This is a genomic window from Brevibacterium pityocampae (genome assembly GCF_039541555.1).
In the GTDB taxonomy this organism is placed as follows: domain Bacteria; phylum Actinomycetota; class Actinomycetes; order Actinomycetales; family Brevibacteriaceae; genus Brevibacterium; species Brevibacterium pityocampae.
Genome location: NZ_BAABGL010000002.1, coordinates 41,149 through 61,556 on the forward strand (window position 1 = coordinate 41,149; position 20,408 = coordinate 61,556).

Here is a 20,408-nt window from a genome sequence, read left to right on the forward strand (position 1 = left end):
CCCAGGCAAATCGGGACGGCCCGGCGTCGCCGGTTCCGGGCGAGGCCCTAGAATGGAGGGGACGACACACGGTGAGCACTGCCGGACCCTGCGCGCGGTCAGCGCGCAGACGGCAGCACCGTTCGGATCAACCAACGGCTCCGCCGTATCGGAGGGTGAGATGTTCAAGCGCAAGACCCAGCCCAAGACCATCAAGGACGAAGTCGCCGACGTCGTGCACGCGGTGAGCGATGTGGTGCGCCAGGGCTCGGCCAACGCGATCGACGCCGCCGCGCCCCGCCTGCGCGACGCCTCGGTCAAGCTCCAGGACGCGGCCTCGCAGGTGCGCCCGCGCGTGGATCGCCTCAACGACCAGCTGCGCCCCCGGCTCGAGGAGCTCGGCAAGCAGGGCCGCTCGCAGTTCGACCACCTCTCCGCCGAAGGCCAGGCGCGCTTCGACGACGCCCGCCACCGGTTCACCGACGAGATCGCCCCGCAGGCCACCGAGCGCGCCGGGGCCGTGGCCGCGAGCGCGGCCGGCCTGCTCGCCACCGCGCAGACGCCCAAGTTCGTCGACGACCTCGCCGTCCGCGTGACCGGCGACAAGAAGGCCGTGAAGAAGGCCCGCAAGGCCCTGGCCCGCGCGAGCAAGGACATCACCAAGAGCACGCAGGCCAAGAAGTCCGGCGGCTTCGGCTCCGCGCTCGTGTGGATCCTCGCGATCGGCGGCCTCGCCGGTATCGCGTACTACGTGTGGAAGAAGGCGCAGCCGGTCGAGGACCCGTGGTCGACCCCGCTGCCGGCCAACCGTCCGGCCGACGCCCGCCCCGTGGGCTCGGTCCCGGCCTCGCAGCAGACCGCCGTCACCCCGACGGTGACCGAGGCCCCCGTTCCGGCCGCCAAGGCCGAGGCGAGCACCGACGTCACCGCCGACCCGGATTCCGCGGACGCGGACACGGTCGGCTCGGACACGGATTCCGACGCCCCGAAGCACTGAGGCCTCCACCGGGCGCAGGCGCCCCTGAGGGCCTGAGGGCCTGAGGACCTGAGGAGCAGTTGAGCGGATGCCCCGCGGTCGACGACCGCGGGGCATCCGCTATTCACTGTCCCGGGATGCGCCCGGGCGCCGGCGGCGTCGCCACCGGGACCGTCTGGGCGGGCGGGGCGGGTGCGCCGGGATCGACCGAGCGCGCGTAGAGCACCGCGGCGTTGTAGACCTTGGAGACGTAGTCGAGCGAGTTGTTGTAGCTGAGGACGGAACGCTCCCAGCCGGGTGCAGTCCCCATGTCGCCGGCCACACACAGGTAGGACGCAGTCGTCATCGCCGCGTCGTCGATATTGTTCGGGTCCTTGACCCCGTCGCCGTTGGCGTCGAGTCCGTGACGGTTCCAGCTGTCGGGGATGAATTGCATCGGCCCGACGGCCCGATCGTATTCGTCGTCGCCGTCGAGGCGTCCCTCGTCGGTGTCGTCGATCTGTGCGACACCCATGCCATTGAGCTGCGCGCCGATGATCGGGGTGTCGAGGGTCCCGTCGGGTTGCACGCTCGACCCCTCGTAGCGCCCGTGGTTCGTCTCGACGGAGCCGATCGCGGCGATGGTGTTCCACCCCAGGCGGCACCCGTTGCGGTTCTTCTCCGCCCATACCCCGGCGGCGACGTACGCCTGCAGCACGCGCTCGGGGATCCCGGTGCTCTGCGCGGTGGATGCGAGCCACGCAGAGTCCACCGAACTCGCGTCCATGCTGTCCGCCGGTTCCGTGGGCCCGATAGGTCCCGCGGACGGTGCCGGCGGCGCTTGAGCGATCGGTGGCGGCGAAGCCGGGCTGTCCCCGGGCTCCGAGGCCACGCCGGGCTGTGAGGCGAGCCGGAGCATGAGAGCGGCGGAGCCGATCCCGAGGACGAGCGCGAGCACGCTGGCCACGGCGATGAAGATCTTGGTCGCCCGGGTCATCGCTCACCGCCTCCCTTCGCGCATGAGCACCACGAGGACCGCGATGGCGAGCAGGCAGGCGAGACCGAACCCGATTCCCGCGACGAGCCACCACTGGTCCCCGAGCACGTCCTCCGACTGGGGATCGGTGGCCTCGGGTGCGGTCTGTGCATTCGGTCCGGAATCGGAGAATCCGGCGAACTGGCCGTGGAGGTTCATCCCGGCGCATTCGGTGACGAGGGCGCGGATGAGCGGCGAGCTGCCGACGACGGAGTTCGTGTCCGCGACGACGAAGTCCATCTTCACGCTCGTCTCGCCCAGGCTCTCCCCGTCCTCGGACTCTGCGGCGATGTCGAAGGTCACCGTGTAGTCGCCGGGCCGGTTGAAGGCGAAGGCGGCGGTGCCCTGCTGGCCGGTCTCCGCCGTGAGCGGGGTCGATGCGTCGGCGAGGATGTTGCCGGCGCCGCCGTCGAGGATCGCGAAGTCGCCAGGCCCCTCGACCCGCCCGACGGAAAGGGTGACGGTGCCCCCGGCTTCATCGGGAGCGAGCTCCCGGAAGTCCCAGCCGATCCGCGGCACCGAGGTTCCCACGCCGAGCGCGGTGGACCAGATCGTCGTCCCTGCCGGTCCGAGCTCGCCGGTCTCGAAACCGAGCGAGCGCGAGGAGGTCGAGGGGATGACGACGGAGACCGCGGAGTCGAGGGTGCGCGGCTCCGCCCCGCGCAGGTCGGTGAAGCCGCCGGTGAGTCCGTCGTCGGTGCTCGCAGCCCGGATGTCGATCCGGCCGCTGCGCACCTGCTGGGTGCCGGTGGCCTCGACCGGGCACTGCTGGATCAGCGGCGGTGCCTGCTGGATCCGCGTCGCCGGTGTGCTCGGAGTCGGGGACGGGGTCGCCGAGGCGCCCGGGCCTCCTCCGTCTCCCGGAGCTCGCATCCCGCCGTCTCCGGCGCCGTCGCGGGCACGGATCCCGCCCTCGCCCGGGCCGGCGGGCGGTTCCATCCCACGCGCGGGGATCTTGCCGTTGGCGTTGTCCCCCGGGGGCGCGATCCCGTCGGTGGGCCCTTCGCCGTCCCCCGGAGCGGGGATCTCGATGGTCTCGGGGGCACCGTCCTCGCAGTCGACGCTCGTATCGGCGTCGTCTCCGACGGTGAAGCGGAGGATCTCCGGGGTGACCTCGAGCGGTCCTGCATCCGCGTCGTCCTCGTCATAGGCCCGGACACCTGCCGCCACGCAATAGGTGCCGGATTCGGTGAACTGCCAGGACGCGTGGGCATCACGCGAGGGCAGGGCGCGGTAGTTCTGTCCCGAGGGATGGGCAGCGGTGAATCGGCGTTCGGTGTAGCCGTTCGCGTGGAACCACGGCTCGTCCTCGGGCCCAGGGCCCCCGAGAGAGGAGTTGCGGTAGGTCACCGCGCCGTTCTCAGGAGCCTTGTACAGCTCGAATCGGATGCCGGCCCAGACGCCCTCTGCGGGGCCCGAGAGGTCGAGCCCGGGACCGGGGTGGAAGTCTCCGGAGCGGTCCTCGGTCCAGTCGACGTCGACCGAGGCGTCTCCGGGGAAGAACGCGGGTTCCCCGGTCGAGGCGGTCGCCCCGCCGGGCCAGCTCGCCGGATCATTCGCGCAGGTCTCCGTCACGGGTCCCTCGCCGAATGCGAAGGTCAGCACTGTCCGTGCGGTCTCCCCGGTCGGCAGGGTCCCCCCGTGCTCATCGGTCGAGCGGGATTCGAGCGCCACGCACATGATCGGCGCGGTCTCGTCGTCCAGAGGCGGGATCACCTCGGACGGCGGCTCCTCGTCTCCGGGGTCCGGCTCCTCGTTGCCGGGATCCTCGGTGCCCGGGTCGTCCGGGTCCGTCTCGGGGTCGTCGGTGCCGGGCCCCTCGGGAACCTCGCCGCCGATCCCCCGATCCGGCTCGAGATTCCACGTGGTGGAGAAGGCATGATCGACGTCGAATGCCCACCGTTCGTCAGTGTCCTCCGGACCGACGTCGACGAGCGTCGTGTCCGCCCCGCCGTTGATCCGCTCGTCGCTGCCGGTGATCGTGAGCCGACCCCCGGAGATCGCCGTCACGGCGAAGGTGTAGGGCTGATCGAGGCCGGCCGCGGCGGAGCCGTCGTGGGCGAAGTCCACTCCGAGGTCGGCGGCGCTGTAGGCGATGACGTCATCGGGGATCCGGGGATCGTCCTCGGGGTCCGAGGGATCGTCACCGGGCTCCTCGGGTTCGGGAGTCCCGGAATCGTCGGAGGGGATCCTGAACACCGGGCCCTGGGCCTCATCGTCCCCATTGCGGAGGGTGAGGATGGAGCTGCGGTACTTCCCGTCGTTGAGGACGAACCGCGCGTCCTCGGGGAACTCGGCGACCCTGACTTCGGACTTCTCGGCGCCCTCGTCCCCGCCCGGTTCGTCCCCGTCGGGATCGTTCCCGCCCGGCTCGTCCCGGCCGCCCGGCTCGTCGCCGGTCGGTGGTGCGGTCGGATCGGTGCCCTCCGCGGAGGGCTCGGGCTGCGCGCTCGGTCCCGGGGTGAGCGCCTGAACAGGCAGGCCGACGACGGCTCCGGGCAGCACGAGAGCAGCGGCGAGCGCGCCCGTCAGGGCACGGGACAATGATGCGGGGAGGCGAGTCACAGCGCCGGTGCTCACTTTCGAGGGGTATCGAGGGGGTGGGTGGCTCAGCCTTCGAGCCAATCTGGTACGGGTGACTTGAATACTAACAGCAGGCATCGTGCGGGTTGCCGTTGGTGGACACCCGCCCGTCCCGAGCCGCCACCAGCAGGGTCGCATCACCTCGCACCACCCCGCGGGCCGCGTTCTCGACCCCCGTGCGGGACAATCGAGGGACCGTGCCGCCACCGAACCGGAGGACCCCATGGAGACGACACCGATCGGCCGGCTCCCGCTCCACACGATCTCCGAGCGGCTGCCGGAGATCCCCGACGCCACGCTCGTGACCGACCTCATCCGGATGGACCGGACCCGCCGCGCGGTCGTGTTCCGGCTGCTGCCCAAGGACCGGGCGGCCCGGGTGTTCGACCGTCTGGGCCCGGGCATCGGCTCCGAGCTCGTCGCCGACCTCTCCGACGGCCCCGTGCGCGAGGTGTTCTCCGAGCTCGCCCCCGACGACCGCACCGCGATCCTCGACGAGATGCCCGCCGGGGTCGCGAACCGGATCCTCCAGGAGCTGCCCGAGGCTCACCGTGCGGACACCATGCGGCTGCTCGGCTTCCCGAAGGAGTCCGCCGGGCGCCGGATGAGCCCGCTCGACCTCATCCTCCGTGCCGATGCGACGGCCGCCGAGGCGCTCGACACCCTGCGCGACCGTGCCGCGGGCGGCGCGCGCATTACCGATGCCCCCGTCGTCGACGCCACCCGCCGCTACCTCGGGATGATCCCGCTGTCCTCGATCGTCGCGGCCGACCCCGACGCACGCTTGGGCGAGCTCACGCTCGATGACATCTGCGTCCACACGCACGACGACCAGGAGGACGCCGCGAACGCGGTGATGCACTCCTCGGCGGACCTCGTCCCGGTGGTCGATGCGGAGGGCCGCCTCGTCGGCATGCTCACCGAACCCGACGCCCGTGCCGTCCTCCACCTCGAGTCCGACGAGGACGCCGCGCTCGCCGGCGGTTCCGCACCGCTGCGCCGCCCGTACCTCGCGACCTCGGTGATCCGGCTCGCCTCGAAGCGGATCGTGTGGCTGCTCGTCCTCCTCGTCGCCGCCTCGCTCACCGTCGGGGTGCTCGATGCCTTCGAGGAGTCGCTGCAGAGCATGGTCGTGCTCTCCCTCTTCATCCCGCTGCTCATCGGCACCGGCGGCAACACCGGCGCCCAGGCAGTGACGACGGTGGTGCGGGCGCTGTCGACGCACGACATCACCTTCTCCGACTTCTTCCGGGTCGCCTTCACCGAGCTGCGCACCGGCCTGCTGCTCGGCGCCGCCCTCGGCCTGTGCACCCTCGTCCCGGTCACCCTGTTCGCCGGGTTCGAGGTGGCGCTCGTGCTCGCGATCTCGCTCGTCGGGATCTGCGTGCTCGCCGCGACCGCCGGCGCGGTGGTGCCGCTGCTCGCCACCAAGGTCGGGATCGACCCAGCGGTGGTGAGCGCGCCGTTCATCACCACGCTCGTCGACGCGAGCGGGCTGGTCCTCTACTTCCTCGTCGCCCGGGCGATCCTCGGGGTGTAGCGGGCAGCACGGGGGCGGTTCCGGCGGCACCGCCGCACGGGCGGCCACCGGTGCTGCGGCCGCTCGGCCGGCTCACTCCTCGCGCGACTCCGCGGTCTCCCGGTCGTTGGCCTTCTGCAGGGCCTCGTCGAGCTCGTCCTTCGTCATCTCCGAGCGGCCCGGGATGTCGAGCCGCTGCGCGAGCCCGTAGAGGTGCTCCTTGGACGCGTTCGCGTCGACCCCGCCGGCGGCACCCGCGGTGCCGGGGCCGCCGCGCTCGACGCGCTCGTCGGACGGCCCGGCCTCGTCCTTGGGCTCCCAGTGGTCACCGACCTTCTCGTGCGTGTGCTTGACGGCGGCCCAGGCGGTGCGTGCGGCGCGGGATCCGCTGTCGTACTGCTCCGCGGCGGCGTCATAGGCCTCGGCGAAGGTGTCCTGGGCCAACTGATCCGAGCGTTCGAGGGTGGACGGGATCTCGGACTTCTTCGCGTGCCCGTCCTGGTTCGTCTTCGGCATGGCGGCCTCCTCGGGGGGGCTGTGTGAGCGGATCGCGGTGGCTACCATGGTGGCACGCAGCACCAGCCCGCAACAGCCCCTCGGGAGGGCGCATGACGACACCCCCTCCGGCCGGGTCCTCGGGTGCGAGCTCGTGCCCGAGCTGCGGGACGCCTCGGCCGAAGTGCTCGCCGGGCTCGGGATGCCCTGGGCCGAGGTGCGGCAGGCGGACCCGGAACGAATCGGGATTCCGGAAGAGGCGCCGTTCGACCGGATCCTCGTGTCCGCCGGTGCCCGGGACCGGCCCGAGGCACTCATCGCGCAGCTGGCTCCCAGCGGGATCATGGTCATCCCGGTTGCCGCGCCGACCCTGCGGGTGCGGGAGTCGGACGACGGGAGCATCGAGATCACCGAGCACGGCGGGTGCTCCCTCGTCCCGCTCATCTACGACTGATCGACCATCGCCGCGTGCGCGGCCTCTGCGAGTCTCAAGGAGCCTTGAGGTTGCGGATATAGGCTGACGGCGGATGAAGGGAGTCACCCATGACCGCAGACAACGCACCGACACTGCCCGCCGCACCAGAGACCGGGCAGGCGCGGCGCGCACTCGTCACCGGCGCCACCGGGTACATCGGGAGCCAGGTCACCACCGAGCTGCTCGAGCGGGGGTGGACGGTGCGGACCCTGTCGCGTTCGAGGGACAAGGCGCTCACCATGCCGTGGGCGGGCCGGGTCGTCCCGGAGGGACAGGCCGCCGGATCGGGTGAGGTCGAGGTGCACGTCGGCGACGCCGACTCCGGCGAGGATCTCGCCGCAGCACTCACCGGCATCGATGTCGCCTGGTACCTCGTGCACTCAATGGGCACTGGCAAGGGGTTCGCGGAGCACGAGCGGGAGATGGCCCGCACTTTCGCCCGCGCGGCCGAGCAGCAGCGGGTGGGCCGGATCGTGTACCTCGGCGGTCTCCACCCGGAGGGTGAGGAGCTGTCGGAGCACCTCGCCTCCCGCGTGACGGTCGGGGATGTCCTCCTCGACTCCGCCGTGCCGACCGCCGCGCTCCAGGCCGGCGTGGTGCTCGGTGCAGGGTCCGCATCCTTCCAGATGCTGCGTCACCTGTCCGAGCGGTTGCCCGGAGCCGTCGCACCGCAGTGGGTCGAAAACCGGATCACGCCGATCAGCGTGCGCGATGCCGTGCATTACCTCGTCGGTGCCGCGGACCTGCCCGCAGAGGTCGACCGCAGCTTCGACATCGGCGGGCCCGACACCCTGAGCTACGCGGAGATGATGCAGCGGTACGCCGCGGCCGTCGATCTGCCGAAACGGCGCGTCCTCACCGCACCGGTCACCACCCCGAGCCTCGCCTCCCAGTGGATCGGCCTCGTCACCCCTGTGAATGCAGGTCTCGCGGAACCGCTTATCGGCAGCCTCCTCAACGACACCGTGCTCGGGGAGCGCGATCTCGAGGACCTCGTCGGTCGCCCGCCGGGCGGCAACCAGACCTTCGAGGAAGCGGTCCGCACCGCGGTCGCGGACGGAGAGCACGGCGAGGGTCTCGACACGCGCCGCTGGCGCCGGGTGCTCCTGAGCTCGGCGGCGGCCGTCGGTGCATGTGCGGCCGTGGGCACGATCCTCACCGATCCGAGCAACCGCTGGTACCGCTCCCTGCGGAAGCCGGCGTGGCAGCCTCCCGCGGCCGCGTTCCCGATCGTGTGGACGCTGCTCTACGCCGACCTCGCTGTGATCTCGGCCCTCGTCACAGCCGACGACCTCGAGGCCGGGAACCGGAAGGCGGTGCGGAACTCCGCGATCGCGCTCGGAACGAATCTCGTGCTCAACGCGGGCTGGACGGGGCTGTTCTTCCGGGGGAAGAAGCCGGTCCTCTCCACGATCGAGGCCGCTGCTCTTGCGCTGAGCTCGGCCGACCTCGTGCGCCGGGCTGCACGTTCGGCCCCGCAGCGCGGTGTCGTCCTGGCCCCGTACGCGGCATGGACCGGGCTCGCCGTCGCTCTGTCCGCATCGATCGCCCGCCTCAATCGCGGCCGCTGAGTCGGGGCGGGGCTCCTGTCCAGGAGACCACACATGATATCCATGGCCGCCCGCGGCTGGGCGCTGCTCGGCTGCGCGATCGCCGCGGAGGTCACGGCCACCCTGTCGCTCAAGGGCGCGCTCGAAGCCCCGGCACTGTATGCGGTCGTGGTGTTCGGGTACCTCGGCGCGTTCGCCCTGCTCACCGCGGTGCTGCGCACCGGCATGGGCCTTGGGGTGGCGTATGGGATTTGGGCCGCAGCGGGGGTGGCGCTCACCGCCGTCCTGTCGATGGCGGTCTACGGCGAGCCGCTCACTCCCCTCATGGGGGTGGGGATCGCGCTCGTCATCACCGGGGTCCTGTGCGTCGAGCTCGGTTCGCGCACGGGGCCGACCGGTGCGCAGGATCACGGTACCGGGGCCGAGGCGCCCGCCGCCCCGGCAGGGCGCGCACCGGACACCGGCCCGGCCGAAGAGGCTGACCGCTGATGGCCTGGCTGTTCCTCATCGGCGCCATCGTCTGCGAGGTGGGCGGGACGCTCGCGCTGCGCATGGCCGCGGTGGGCCGGCGGGCCTGGTTCGCGGCGGTCGGCGCCGGCTATGTCCTCGCGTTCGGCATGCTCGCCCTCGCCCTCGCCCAGGGGATGGCGCTCGGGGTGGCGTACGGGATCTGGGCGGCCGCGGGGGTGGCGCTCACCGCAGTGCTCGGACGGGTGCTCTTCGCCGAACCCTTCACCTGGGTCATGGGGCTCGGCGTCGTCCTCATCATCGGCGGGGTGCTCCTCATCGAGGTGGGCGGGCACTGAGGCCGGCCGGCGCCTCGGCGGGGTTGCCGATGGGGTCACACGTCGTCGATGAGACCGGCGATCGCGGTCATGATCTCCTCGGTGAGCGCACGGCGCTGCGGGCCGGCCGGCTGCCGTCGCTCCGGTGCCGGGATCGGCTTTCCGAAGCGCATGGTGAAGGTCACCGGGCGCGGGAACTTCTTGTCGACGGGCATGACGCGCTCGGTGCCCATGATGCCGACGGGCACGATGGTGGCCCCGGTGCGGATCGCGAGCTCGGCGGCCCCGGTCTTGCCGGTGCCGATCGCACCGGTGCGGGTGCGGGTCCCCTCGGGGTAGATGCCGAAGATCCGGCCCTGGCGGAGGATCTCCTCGCCCTCCTCGAGAGCCTTGACGGCGTCGGCGGTCGAGCCGCGCTTGACGGGGAAGCTGCCCACGGCCTCGAAGAAGGTGCGGGAGGCGAAGCCCTTGGGGCCGGTGCCGGTGAAGTACTCCTCCTTGGCCATGAAGCTCACCTGCCGAGGTGCGAGCGCGGAGAGGTATACCGAGTCGACGAACGAGCGGTGGTTGCTCGCGATGATCACCGGCCCCGAGCGCGGCACGTTCTCCAGCCCGGTCACCGTGGGTCGGTGGACGAGCCGGATGGAATGGCGAAAGGCGGTGCGCACCGCTTCGTAAGCACGGTCGTACTCGGCGGTAGGAGAGGAGTCTGGGGTGCGCATGGGTCCAGGATAGTCGGCGGATGGCGGGAGTGAGGCGACGTTCCGCTGTGTCTCCGGCGGTCGTCCTGGAGTCTCCGGGGCTCGTGCCTGCGAGGAGCGGGGACGACGACGGCCCCTGATCGCATGTCTGCGAATCAGAGGCCGGTCCGTTCTGTGGAGGTAAGGGGACTCGAACCCCTAACCCCCTGCTTGCAAAGCAGGTGCGCTACCAATTGCGCCATACCCCCGCGGTCCGTCACACGTGATCGGTGTACTGGGACCAGGTCTGATGAGTGCGCTGCCGTCTGCTACGGAATCCGAGGAGAACTCCGGCTGCCGCGGACAGCACTCCCGTCAGGGTCAACCACTTCTTCACAACGTCTCCGTCCGGTCGTGGTTCCGTGGGCCTAAGAGGACTTGAACCTCTGACCTCTTCGTTATCAGCGAAGCGCTCTAACCGCCTGAGCTATAGGCCCGAATCGGGATGAACCGAAAATCAACTATAGCCACAAGTCGACCGGGTGCCAAATCCCGGCTGCCGCCGGTCGCTCCGCATCTCGCTCGCCTCGACTACCCCGGCCATCGCGCTCTTCTCGCCGGCAGCCGTGGCAGCCAACCGGAACTGTGGGGCTTTCGACCGTGTGTGGTGGCATCGATGCCACCACCCTCGACCGAAAGCCCCACTCTCCGCGAGTGGCGGGCAAGCGCGGCTCAAGGATCGATCGAGTGCGGTTCGGCCCTCGAAAGCGCACTGTAATGACTGCGGAACCGCCTGGGCGCCACTGGACTGCCTGCGGAACCGCCCCGGCCACACGGGATTGCCTGGAGAGCGATGCGTCTCCGTCGAGCCCGCTGCCGCACCCTGCCCAGACGTCAATATCCTGCGGTTCCGTTCTCAGGAACCGCAGGATATTGAAGCTTGAGGGAGGGGTCGAGCGGGTCCGCCGGGCGGTCCGGCAGTCGGCCAGTCCGGCAGCCGGCCGCGCCGCGATCAGTCGTCGGTGAGGGTGAGGTGGAAGCCGCCGACGATCGACGAGCCGATGTTGTAGAGGAACGCGAACAGCGTCGACAGCGCCGTCATGAGGACGACGTTGACGAGCGCGAGGATGACGGAGAACGACAGCACGCGACCCAGGCTGAACAGGCCGAGCAGCTGGTCGGCGCCCTCGGTGCCGGCGATCTCCGCGAGCGTCGTCTGCAGCCCCTGGATGGTGCCGGTGGCCTGGAGCACGAGCCACAGCACGAGCGCGGCGACGACGGTCGCGATGCCGATCGCCACGGAGAGCAGGAAGGCCATCTTCATGACCGACCACGGGTCGAGCTTCGCGACGGTGAGCCGCACCGTGCGCGGACCCTTGCGCTTGGACTTCCCGCCCATCTTCACGCCCCCGGAGGAGGCGCGGACCGGGGAGTCGCCGTCGTCGTCGGCCCCGGCGGACAGGGGCGAGCGGGTGGTGCCGGAGGTGCGCGCCGACCCATCGGTCTTCACCGCAGTGGGAGCAGACCCAGTGGGAGCAGACCCGGTCGGAGCCGAGCCGGTCGGAGCGGAGCCCGTGGGCGCGGACCCCGTCGGAGCGGACACGGTCTGCCGGGCGGGTGCAGTGCCGGCAGGAGCGCCCGAGGGGCCACGGTCGCTCGGCACGGCCGGCGCATCGACGCGGGTCGCCGGGCCCGAGGCGCCCTGGGCACCCGCGGGACCGGAGCCGACGGGGGCCCCGCCGCTCGCGCCGGCGCCCTTCGCGGACCCCCCGGCGGACAGCCGGGTCGAGCCGGAGGAGGTGCGGATGACCTTGCCGGGCTTCTGATCGTTGTCGCTCACTGCTGGTCTTCACTTTCGCTCGCGGTCGATGCCGGATCGCTCGGATCGAGCGCATCCACAGCCGCTTCCACGGTTGCCTCGTCGACCGGCGTCTGGGCTTCGTCCTCCACGGCCTGCTCCGGGCCGCGGGTTACGGCAATAATACGGTCGTTCTTGCCAGGCTTGGCAAATACCACGCCCATGGTGTTGCGGCCCTTGGCGGGCACCTCGTCGATCGAGGACCGCACGACCTTCCCGCGCTCCATCACGACGAGCACCTCCTCGCCGTCGGCGACGATGAGCCCGCCGACGAGGTCGCCGCGCTGCTCGGTGATCTTCGCGACCTTGATGCCGTAGCCGCCGCGCCCCTGGATCCGGTATTCGTCGATCGGGGTGCGCTTGGCGAAGCCGGCCTCCGTGACGACGAAGACGTAGGTGTCCTGCGTCATGACGTCCATGGTGAGCAGGGTGTCGTCACCCTTGAACTTCATGCCGGTGACGCCCGAGGTGGCGCGCCCGGTGGCGCGGATCGTCGCGTCGTCGGCCTTGAAGCGGATCGACATGCCCTTGCGGGACACGAGCAGCAGGTGGTCCTCGGCGCTGACGAGCCGGGCGGACACGAGCTCGTCCGGGGTGCCGTCGGCCATCTCCCGGAGGTTGACGGCGATGACGCCGCCGGTCCGGTTCGAGTCGTACTCCGCGAGCCGGGTCTTCTTCACCAGGCCGCTGCGGGTGGCGAGGACGAGGTAGTCCTGCTCCTCGTAGTCGCGGATCGAGAGCACCTGGGCGATCGTCTCCCCGGGCTGCAGGGCGAGCAGGTTCGCCACGTGCTGGCCCTTGGCGTCGCGCGAGCCCTCGGGCAGCTCGTAGGCCTTGGCCCGGTAGACCCGGCCGGTGTTCGTGAAGAACAGCAGCCAGTTGTGGGTCGAGGTGACGAAGAAGTGGTCGACGACGTCGTCCCCGCGCAGCCGGGCGCCGGTGATCCCCTTGCCCCCGCGGTGCTGGGCGCGGTACAGCGCGGACTGGGTGCGCTTGGCGTACCCCCCGCGGGTGATCGTGACGACGACCTCCTCCTCGGGGATGAGGTCCTCCATCGACACGTCGCCGTCGAACCCGGCGAGGATCCGGGTGCGGCGGTCGTCGCCGTAGCGCTCGACGATCTCGTCGAGCTCGGTGGAGACGATCTCGCGCTGCTTCGCGGGTGTCTCGAGGATGTGGTTGTACTCCTTGATCTGCTGCTCGATCTTCGTCGCCTCCTCCTCGATCTTGAGGCGCTCGAGCGCGGCGAGCCGGCGGAGCTGGAGGTCGAGGATCGCGTTCGCCTGGATCTCGTCGACGTCGAGCAGCTCCATCAGCCCGGTGCGCGCCTCGTCCGAGGACGGCGAGCGGCGGATGAGTGCGATGACCTCGTCGAGGGCGTTGAGGGCCTTGAGGTAGCCGCGCAGGATGTGGGCGCGCTCCTCGGCCTTACGCAGGCGGTAGCGGGTGCGGCGCACGATGACGTCGATCTGGTGCTTGACCCACAGGCGCAGGAACGCGTCGAGGCTGAGCGTGCGCGGCACGTTGTCGACGAGCGCGAGCATGTTCGCGGAGAAGTTGTCCTGCAGCTGCGTGTGCTTGTAGAGGTTGTTGAGGACGACCTTGGCCACCGCGTCGCGCTTGAGCACGATGACGAGGCGCTGGCCGGTGCGGCCGGAGGACTCGTCGCGCATGTCGGCGATCCCGGCGACCTTGCCGTCCTTGGCGTAGGAGGCGATCTTCGCAGCCAGCGTGTCCGGGTTGACCATGTAGGGCAGCTCGGTGACGACGAGGCAGGTGCGGCCCTGGATCTCCTCGACCTCGACGACGGCGCGCTGGGTGATCGAGCCGCGTCCGGTGCGGTAGGCGTCCTCGATGCCGCTGCGGCCGAGGATCGTCGCCGCGCCGGGGAAGTCCGGGCCCTTGATGATCCCGAGGAGCGCCTCGAGCGCCTCGGAGTTGGTCGCCTCGGGGTGGGCGAGCAGCCACTGGGCGCCGGCGGCGACCTCGCGGAGGTTGTGCGGCGGGATGTTCGTCGCCATGCCCACCGCGATGCCGGCCGAGCCGTTGACGAGCAGGTTGGGGAACCGGCTCGGCAGGTAGATCGGCTCCTGGTTCTTGCCGTCGTAGTTGTCCTGGAAGTCGACGGTGTCCTCTTCGATGTCCCGGACCATCTCCATGGCCAGCGGCGCCATCTTGCACTCGGTGTACCGCGGCGCGGCCGCGCCGTCGTTGCCCGAGGAGCCGAAGTTGCCCTGGCCGGAGATCAGCGGGTAGCGCATCGCCCACGGCTGCACGAGGCGCACCATCGCATCGTAGATCGCGGTGTCGCCGTGCGGGTGGTACTGGCCCATGACGTCGCCGACCACGCGCGAGCACTTGTTGAACGAGCGCTCGGGGCGGTAGCCGCCGTCGTACATCGCGTAGAGCACACGGCGGTGCACCGGCTTGAGGCCGTCGCGAACGTCGGGCAGCGCGCGCCCGACGATGACGCTCATCGCGTAGTCGAGGTACGAGCGCTGCATCTCGAGGTTGAGATCGACCTGCTCGACGCGGTTGCCCTCGAGCGGGGCGTCGGGATCGATGTGCTGGGTGTTCTCGGTGTCGTCGGCCACGTGCCTGCTTACCTCGTGTTCGTCGCTGATCGGTCTGTATCAGTGAGTATCGGAAATTGACTAGACTCTGGGATATTCCGCCGGGAAGCGGAGAGCGGACCGGGCCTCAGATGTCGAGGAATCGGACGTCCTTCGCGTTCTCCTGGATGAACCGGCGGCGCGATTCGACGTCCTCGCCCATGAGGATGGTGAAGATCTCCTCCGCGCGGGCGGCGTCGTCGAGCGTCACCTGCTTGAGCAGGCGGTGGTCCGGGTTCATCGTCGTGTCCCACAGCTCCGCGTAGTTCATCTCGCCCAGGCCCTTGTACCGCTGGATCGCCATGTCCTTGGGCAGGCGCTTGCCGGCGGCCCGCCCCTCGGTGAGCAGCGCATCGCGCTCCCGGTCGGAGTAGGCGTAGTCGTGCGGGGCGTTGCTCCACTTCAGGCGGTAGAGCGGCGGGGTCGCGAGGTACACGTAGCCGTGCTCCACCAGGGGCTTCATGTAGCGGAAGATCAGGGTGAGGAGCAGGGTCGCGATGTGCTGGCCGTCGACGTCGGCGTCGGCCATGAGCACGATCTTGTGGTACCGGAGCTTGGAGATGTCGAACTCCTCGCCGATCCCGGTGCCGAAGGCGGTGATGAGCGACTGGATCTCCTGGTTGCCGAGCGCCCGGTCGAGCCGGGCCTTCTCGACGTTGAGGATCTTGCCGCGCAGCGGGAGGATCGCCTGGTGGATCGCATCGCGCCCCTGCACGGCCGAACCGCCGGCGGAGTCGCCCTCGACGATGAAGATCTCCGACAGCGAGGGGTCCTTCGACTGGCAGTCGCGGAGCTTGCCCGGCATGCCCGAGGACTCGAGCAGGCCCTTGCGGCGGGTCGCCTCGCGCGCCTTGCGGGCGGCGAGCCGGGCCTGCGAGGCCTGGATCGCCTTGCGCACGACCTCCTTAGCCTGGATGGGGTTCGACTCCATCCAGTGGCCGAGCTCGTCGCGGACGACGCGCTGCACGAAGGTCTTCGCCTCCGAGTTGCCGAGCTTCGTCTTCGTCTGGCCTTCGAACTGGGGTTCCCCGAGCTTGATGCTCAGCACCGCGGTGAGGCCCTCGCGGACGTCCTCGCCGGTGAGGTTGGCGTCCTTCTCCCGCAGCAGCTTCTGGTCGCGGGCATAGTTGTTGAGGAGGCTGGTGAGCGCGGTGCGGAAGCCCTCCTCGTGGGTGCCGCCCTCATGCGTGTTGATGGTGTTGGCGTAGGTGTGGACGGACTCGTTGTAGGAGCTCGTCCACTGCATCGCGACCTCGAGGGCGATCTTCTGCTCGGTGTCCTCGGACTCGAAGGCGATGATCTCCTCGTTGACGAGGTCGGTCTTCTTCGCGGAGTTGAGGTAGGCGACGTAGTCCAGCAGCCCGTTCTCGTAGAGGAAGGTGACCTCGCGCGGCTTCCACTCCGCGGTGTCCTCCGCGTCGAGCTGGACGTCGGCGTCGTCGACCTGCTCGACGCGCTCGTCGCGCAGCGAGATCTTCAGTCCCTTGTTGAGGAACGCCATCTGCTGGAACCGGGCGCGGAGCACCTCGAAGGTGAACTCCGTGGTGTCGAAGATCTCCTCGTCCGGCCAGAAGGTGATCATCGTGCCGGTCCGGTCGGTGGTCTCGCCCTTGACGATCTCGCCGGTCGGCACGCCGCGTCGGTAGTCCTGGCGCCACACGTTGCCGTCGCGGTGGATCTCCGCGTCGAGACGCGCGGACAGGGCGTTGACGACGGAGGAGCCCACGCCGTGCAGACCGCCGGACACCGCGTACCCGCCGCCGCCGAACTTGCCGCCGGCGTGGAGGATGGTGAGGACCACCTGGAGGGTCGGGACGCCCTCGGTGGGGTGGATCGCCACGGGGATCCCGCGGCCGTCGTCGACCACGCGCACGCCGCCGTCGGCGAGGATGGTGATCTCGATGTGGCTGCAGTAGCCGGCGAGCGCCTCGTCGACGGAGTTGTCGACGATCTCGTAGACGAGGTGGTGGAGGCCGCGCTCCGAGGTCGAGCCGATATACATACCGGGCCTCTTGCGCACCGCTTCCAGGCCTTCCAGAACGGTGATGTCACCCGCGTCGTACGGCTGGTTCTCCTCGGGAGCCATGGATCTCCTTGTCATCGGTCGTGAACTCCCTCGATTCTACCCCGGACGGCGCGCGAATCCTGCCCTGAGCGCGCCTGGGCGGGTGCGCATCCGGATTTTCGAGCCGTCCTCCGTACCCCGACTCGTCTCCCAGGGTTCTGAAGCCGTGTGCGCGGTTCTGAGCCGGTGCCGCATCGCACCTCCGCCGAGCTCGGTGCCGGTCCCGCTCAGACTCCGACCGCGACCCGGAGCATCCAGCCGGAACCGGCCGCGCAGGCGAGCACCACGAGCCACATCAGGGTGAGCCAGACAGCACCGGGCACCCGCGTCTCCCGGGCGAGGATCGCGGCATCGCTCCCATGCGTGCGGCCGCGCGCGTGCAGGCGGGTGAGGTTGGCCAGCGCCCGCACCGCCCCGCACACGAGGAACACCCCGAGCCCCACGGCAGCACTCGTCAGCCATGGATCCGGCGCGAAACCCAGGAGACCGAGCAGCACCGCCGCGGTGAGCGGGACGGCGAGCCAGGCGAGGATCCCGCGCATGAAGACGAGCGAGACGGCGAGCACGGCGGCGCACACGAGGAGCGCCGTCGCACCGCGGCCGGCGAGCCCGCTCATCACGAGTGCCGCACCGAGCAGCGCCGGCGCCGGGTAGCCCCAGAAGGTCGTCCACGGGACCGAGGCGGCCCGGCCGTGGGAGGTGGTCAGGCCGGAGTGGTCCGGCGACAGGCGGATCGCCACCGCACGCCTGCCGGTGAGCAGCCCGGCGCACCCGTGCCCGAGCTCGTGGACGATCGTCACGACGATCCCGGTGAGCCGCCACACGGCACCGGGCACGACGAGGAGCAGGGCGAGGGCGAGCGCGGTGCCCACGAGGAGCTGCGGGGAGTCCGGCAGCCCGGTCGGGGTGAGTGCCCGGTCGAGGATGTCGAGGGGTTCCATGCGCAGCACCTCAGCCGTAGGTGTCCCGCGGACCGCGGCCGGCGACGCTGCGCCGGCCGCGCTTCCACGACCGCTGAGTGGGTCCGAGGACGGTGAGCTCCTCGACGACCCGGCTGCCGAGCTCGCGCTCGAACCGATCGAGGAGCAGGGTGGTCATGATCCGCAGCTGGGTGGCCCAGGTCGTCGACGATGCCCGCACCACGAGGACGGGGGGTTCGAACTTCTCGACGGTGCAGTGTGCGGCGACGTCGGGGCCGACGAGCTCGGGCCAGCGGCCGAGCACCGTGCCGACCTCGAGCGAGGTCGACCAGCCGTGCTCGCGCGCGATCCGCCCGAGCCCCGCACGGAGCGGCTGCGGATCCCGGGGGTCCGCCTTCGACCCGGTGTAGACCGGCTCGACCGGTCCGCCGCGGGTGCGGGTGGACCGGAACAGCGGCCGGAAGTCGGAGTCGGCCATCCGGCGGATCCGGTCGAGCGCCTCGAGCGCGGCGGCCGGCACCGCGGAGAGATCCCCGGACTCGGTGCTCACGGGGTCGTCACCTCGGTGAGGTCGACGACCCGCCCGGCGAGGTTGGCCGGGATGTCCTCGCCGACGGCGGCGGTGATGAGCACCTGCTCGGCCTCCCCGATCCGCGCCGCCAGGCGACGGCGGCGGCCGGCGTCGAGCTCGGCGAACACGTCGTCGAGCACGAGCACCGGCTGGTCCTCCCGCTCCTCGGAGCCGCCGGTGAGCAGCTCCCATCCGGCGAGGCGCAGTGCGAGGGCGAGCGACCAGCTCTCCCCGTGGGAGGCGTAGCCCTTCGCCGGCATCGTGCCGATCGTGAGCTCGACGTCGTCGCGCTGCGGGCCGATGAGGGTGAGGCCGCGCTCGATCTCCGGGCGCCGCCGATCGAGCAGCCCGGTGACGACGACGGCCTGCACCTCCTCCGGGGTGTGCGCCCCGGAGTAGTCGAGCCGGGAGGCGTAGTCGACCACGGCGGCACGGCGCTCGCTGCGCGCCTCGGCCGCGACGTAGGCGAAGCCGTCGGCGAGCGGTTCGCGGAGGTCGGCGATGAGCTCGCGGCGCCCGATGACGAGCTGGGCGGCGGACTCGGCGAAGGCCTGGTCCCAGATGTCGAGGGTCGCCTCGAGCGCGGGGTCCGGCTGGGCGCGGAGGCTCTTGAGGAGCGCGTTGCGCTGCCGCAGGGCCCGGTCGAGGTCCGCGATCACCCCGGCCATCCGCGGCTGGCGGGCGACGAGAAGGGTGTCGAGGAAGTCGCGCCGGTCGGCCGGCTCACCCTTGACGAGGCTGAGATCCTCCGGGGCGAACACCACGCTGGGGAGGAGGCCGAGCACCTCGCGGGTGCGGACCCCGCGGCGGTTGATGCGGGCCCGGTTGGCACCGCGGGCCTTGATCGTCACCTCGACGGTGACCTGCCGCTCGCCGCGATGGGCGAAGGCGGAGACGGTCGCCTCCGGCTGTTCGTGGCGGACGAGCGGAGCATCCTGGGACACCCGGTGGGAGCGCAGTCCGGAGAGGTAACCGACGGCCTCGACGAGGTTGGTCTTGCCCCAGCCGTTGGGAGCGGCGAAGGCCGTGACCCCCGGCTCGAGCTCGAGATCGAGCGAGGCGTAGGAGCGGAAGTCACGCAGCGAGAGCCGTGACACCCACATCAGAATCTGATGATCGGCATCAGCAGGTAGCGGTACGAGGAGTCGTATTCACCGTCGATCTCCTGCTGGCCGGAGATCACCACGGGCTTCTTCGGCTCGGTCATGGAGAACCGGACGAACGGGGAATCGATCGCGGCGAGGCCCTCGGAGATGAAGCCGGGATTGAAGCCGGTGGTGATGTCCTCGCCGGTGATCTCCACCGGCAGCGACTCGCTGGCCTGGGCGTCGTCGCCGGCACCGGCCCTCAGGGTGAGCGCGCCGTCGGCGAACTCGAACTTGATCGGGGTGTTGCGCTCGGCGACGAGCGAAACGCGGCGCACCGCCTCGCGCAGGGCGGCGGTCTCGAGGACGGCGTGGATCGGCACGTCCTTGGGGAACAGTGAGCGGACCTTGGGGTAGTCGCCCTCGACGAGCAGCGAGGTGGTGATGCGGCCGCTCGAGGAGAAGGCGAGCATGTCCTTGCCGCCGGACTCCGCAAGTGCGATCTCGACATCGCCGCCCATCGCCTTCGCCGCATCGGCGAGAGTGCGGCCGCGGACCAGCGCGGTGGCGGAGATGTCGGGGGTGCGGGGGTTCCAGTGGAACTCGCGCACCGCCAGGCGGTAGCGGTCGGTGGCGAGCAGGGTGACGGTGTCACCCTCGATCTCGACGCGCACGCTCGTGAGGATCGGCAGGGTCTCGTCGCGCGAGGTCGCGATGCTCACCTGGGACACCGCGTGGCTGAACTCGCCGGCGGACACGACGCCGGAGGTCTCCGGCACGGTGGGCAGCGCGGGGTACTCGTCGACGGGCATCGTCATGAGCGAGAACCGGGAGGACCCGCAGGTGAGGTCGACCTTCGAGCCGTTGCGCTCGAGGGTGACGGGCTGGTTGGGCAGGGCCTTGGCGATGTCGGCGAGCAGCCGGCCGGAGACGAGCAGGGTGCCGGGGGCCTCGACCTCCGCGGCGATCTCGACGCGGGAGGAGACCTCGTAGTCGAACACTGAGAGCTGCACGGAGCCGGCGGGATCGGCGGTGATGAGGATGCCGGTGAGGACCGGGACGGCGGGGCGCTGCGGGAGGCTCTTGGTCGCCCAGGTGACGGCCTCGGCGAGGACATCGCGTTCGACTCTGAACTTCACGGCCCCGGCGGATTCGGCGTTCACGGCACTCCTGTGGTTGAGGTCTCGCATGCGCTGCAGCGCGGTCTGATGGCGAGTTGAAACTCTACACTCAGCCTACC

At 70.6% G+C, this 20,408-nt stretch carries 17 protein-coding genes and 2 tRNA genes; 6 read left to right on the top strand and 13 right to left on the bottom strand.

The genetic code is table 11. The features are described from left to right. Nucleotides 1-160: 160 nt before the first annotated feature. Nucleotides 161-976 carry a hypothetical protein gene (locus ABD883_RS00520; protein ID WP_137318471.1) on the top strand — a complete coding sequence of 272 codons (816 nt, stop codon included), beginning with the start codon at nt 161-163 and terminating at the stop codon, nt 974-976. 103 nt (nt 977-1,079) lie between these two features. Here the strand turns inward: ABD883_RS00520 and ABD883_RS00525 are convergent, their stop codons facing one another. Together ABD883_RS00525 and ABD883_RS00530 are read right to left on the bottom strand one after the other, a co-directional pair. Next, nucleotides 1,080-1,931, bottom strand: a complete 852-nt coding sequence (locus ABD883_RS00525; protein WP_345029030.1) for a lytic transglycosylase domain-containing protein — start codon at nt 1,929-1,931, stop codon at nt 1,080-1,082. 3 nt (nt 1,932-1,934) lie between these two features. Then, nucleotides 1,935-4,514 (bottom strand): hypothetical protein, encoded by a 2,580-nt coding sequence (locus ABD883_RS00530; RefSeq protein ID WP_345029032.1) that lies wholly within the window; start codon nt 4,512-4,514, stop codon nt 1,935-1,937. A gap of 262 nt (nt 4,515-4,776) precedes the next feature. Here ABD883_RS00530 and mgtE point away from each other — a divergent pair, with 262 nt between their 5' ends. Beyond that, nucleotides 4,777-6,093, top strand: coding sequence for a magnesium transporter (gene mgtE / locus ABD883_RS00535; protein ID WP_345029034.1), 1,317 nt, complete (start codon nt 4,777-4,779; stop codon nt 6,091-6,093). Nucleotides 6,094-6,165: 72 nt separating this feature from the next. On the opposite strand, the gene ABD883_RS00540 is transcribed toward mgtE, so the two are convergent. After that, nucleotides 6,166-6,588: a ChaB family protein gene (locus ABD883_RS00540; RefSeq protein WP_345029037.1), complete on the bottom strand. Its 423-nt coding sequence runs from the start codon at nt 6,586-6,588 to the stop codon at nt 6,166-6,168. 46 nt (nt 6,589-6,634) lie between these two features. On the opposite strand from ABD883_RS00540, the gene ABD883_RS00545 reads away from it, so the two are divergent. The 4 genes from ABD883_RS00545 (at nt 6,635) to ABD883_RS00560 (ending at nt 9,398) form a co-directional block, all read left to right on the top strand. Beyond that, nucleotides 6,635-7,021 (top strand): protein-L-isoaspartate O-methyltransferase family protein, encoded by a 387-nt coding sequence (locus ABD883_RS00545; RefSeq protein WP_345029039.1) that lies wholly within the window; start codon nt 6,635-6,637, stop codon nt 7,019-7,021. Nucleotides 7,022-7,110: 89 nt separating this feature from the next. Then, the gene (locus ABD883_RS00550; RefSeq protein WP_345029041.1) at nt 7,111-8,613 is read left to right on the top strand and encodes a tryptophan-rich sensory protein; all 1,503 of its coding nucleotides are present in this window, start codon (nt 7,111-7,113) and stop codon (nt 8,611-8,613) included. A gap of 33 nt (nt 8,614-8,646) precedes the next feature. Next, a complete protein-coding gene (locus ABD883_RS00555; RefSeq protein ID WP_345029043.1) occupies nt 8,647-9,081 on the top strand; it encodes a DMT family transporter in 435 nt (144 codons plus the stop codon). Continuing rightward, entirely contained in the window at nt 9,081-9,398 is a 318-nt protein-coding gene (locus tag ABD883_RS00560; RefSeq protein WP_295689099.1) for a DMT family transporter, read from the top strand. The genes ABD883_RS00555 and ABD883_RS00560 overlap by 1 nt, the downstream gene beginning before the upstream one ends. Before the next feature lie 35 nt (nt 9,399-9,433). Here the strand turns inward: ABD883_RS00560 and ABD883_RS00565 are convergent, their stop codons facing one another. The 10 genes from ABD883_RS00565 to dnaN all read right to left on the bottom strand — a co-directional run bounded on the left by ABD883_RS00565 (nt 9,434) and on the right by dnaN (nt 20,331). Next, nucleotides 9,434-10,099 (bottom strand): lysophospholipid acyltransferase family protein, encoded by a 666-nt coding sequence (locus tag ABD883_RS00565; protein ID WP_295689097.1) that lies wholly within the window; start codon nt 10,097-10,099, stop codon nt 9,434-9,436. A gap of 154 nt (nt 10,100-10,253) precedes the next feature. Beyond that, nucleotides 10,254-10,326, bottom strand: a tRNA-Ala gene (locus ABD883_RS00570). Nucleotides 10,327-10,480: 154 nt separating this feature from the next. After that, nucleotides 10,481-10,554: transfer RNA gene (locus ABD883_RS00575), tRNA-Ile, on the bottom strand. Nucleotides 10,555-11,069: 515 nt separating this feature from the next. After that, a complete protein-coding gene (locus ABD883_RS00580; RefSeq protein WP_345029052.1) occupies nt 11,070-11,897 on the bottom strand; it encodes a DUF3566 domain-containing protein in 828 nt (275 codons plus the stop codon). After that, on the bottom strand, nt 11,894-14,509 hold the full coding sequence (gyrA, locus tag ABD883_RS00585) for a DNA gyrase subunit A (RefSeq protein WP_265809772.1): 2,616 nt from the start codon (nt 14,507-14,509) through the stop codon (nt 11,894-11,896). Before gyrA ends, ABD883_RS00580 begins: the two co-directional genes overlap by 4 nt. Before the next feature lie 106 nt (nt 14,510-14,615). Continuing rightward, complete coding sequence (gene gyrB / locus ABD883_RS00590; RefSeq protein WP_345029054.1) at nt 14,616-16,613, bottom strand: DNA topoisomerase (ATP-hydrolyzing) subunit B; 1,998 nt, start codon at nt 16,611-16,613, stop codon at nt 14,616-14,618. 206 nt (nt 16,614-16,819) lie between these two features. After that, on the bottom strand, nt 16,820-17,533 hold the full coding sequence (locus ABD883_RS00595; RefSeq protein ID WP_345029056.1) for a M50 family metallopeptidase: 714 nt from the start codon (nt 17,531-17,533) through the stop codon (nt 16,820-16,822). Between the two features lie 10 nt (nt 17,534-17,543). Further along, nucleotides 17,544-18,062: a DciA family protein gene (locus tag ABD883_RS00600; RefSeq protein ID WP_295689088.1), complete on the bottom strand. Its 519-nt coding sequence runs from the start codon at nt 18,060-18,062 to the stop codon at nt 17,544-17,546. Then, the gene (gene recF, locus ABD883_RS00605) at nt 18,059-19,186 is read right to left on the bottom strand and encodes a DNA replication/repair protein RecF (RefSeq protein WP_345029058.1); all 1,128 of its coding nucleotides are present in this window, start codon (nt 19,184-19,186) and stop codon (nt 18,059-18,061) included. The genes ABD883_RS00600 and recF overlap by 4 nt, the downstream gene beginning before the upstream one ends. Next, the gene (gene dnaN / locus ABD883_RS00610) at nt 19,186-20,331 is read right to left on the bottom strand and encodes a DNA polymerase III subunit beta (RefSeq protein WP_295689085.1); all 1,146 of its coding nucleotides are present in this window, start codon (nt 20,329-20,331) and stop codon (nt 19,186-19,188) included. Before dnaN ends, recF begins: the two co-directional genes overlap by 1 nt. Between the last annotated feature and the right edge of the window lie 77 nt (nt 20,332-20,408).

What these genes read in the sequence shown, in the direction of transcription:
- ABD883_RS00525 (WP_345029030.1), bottom strand. Translation starts at nt 1,931, where the DNA reads ATGACCCGGGCGACCAAGATCTTCATCGCCGTGGCCAGCGTGCTCGCG.
- gyrB (WP_345029054.1), bottom strand. Translation starts at nt 16,613, where the DNA reads ATGGCTCCCGAGGAGAACCAGCCGTACGACGCGGGTGACATCACCGTT.
- ABD883_RS00565 (WP_295689097.1), bottom strand. Translation starts at nt 10,099, where the DNA reads ATGCGCACCCCAGACTCCTCTCCTACCGCCGAGTACGACCGTGCTTAC.
- ABD883_RS00560 (WP_295689099.1), top strand. Translation starts at nt 9,081, where the DNA reads ATGGCCTGGCTGTTCCTCATCGGCGCCATCGTCTGCGAGGTGGGCGGG.
- ABD883_RS00545 (WP_345029039.1), top strand. Translation starts at nt 6,635, where the DNA reads ATGGTGGCACGCAGCACCAGCCCGCAACAGCCCCTCGGGAGGGCGCAT.
- ABD883_RS00555 (WP_345029043.1), top strand. Translation starts at nt 8,647, where the DNA reads ATGATATCCATGGCCGCCCGCGGCTGGGCGCTGCTCGGCTGCGCGATC.
- ABD883_RS00595 (WP_345029056.1), bottom strand. Translation starts at nt 17,533, where the DNA reads ATGGAACCCCTCGACATCCTCGACCGGGCACTCACCCCGACCGGGCTG.
- ABD883_RS00550 (WP_345029041.1), top strand. Translation starts at nt 7,111, where the DNA reads ATGACCGCAGACAACGCACCGACACTGCCCGCCGCACCAGAGACCGGG.
- recF (WP_345029058.1), bottom strand. Translation starts at nt 19,186, where the DNA reads ATGTGGGTGTCACGGCTCTCGCTGCGTGACTTCCGCTCCTACGCCTCG.
- ABD883_RS00540 (WP_345029037.1), bottom strand. Translation starts at nt 6,588, where the DNA reads ATGCCGAAGACGAACCAGGACGGGCACGCGAAGAAGTCCGAGATCCCG.
- ABD883_RS00520 (WP_137318471.1), top strand. Translation starts at nt 161, where the DNA reads ATGTTCAAGCGCAAGACCCAGCCCAAGACCATCAAGGACGAAGTCGCC.
- mgtE (WP_345029034.1), top strand. Translation starts at nt 4,777, where the DNA reads ATGGAGACGACACCGATCGGCCGGCTCCCGCTCCACACGATCTCCGAG.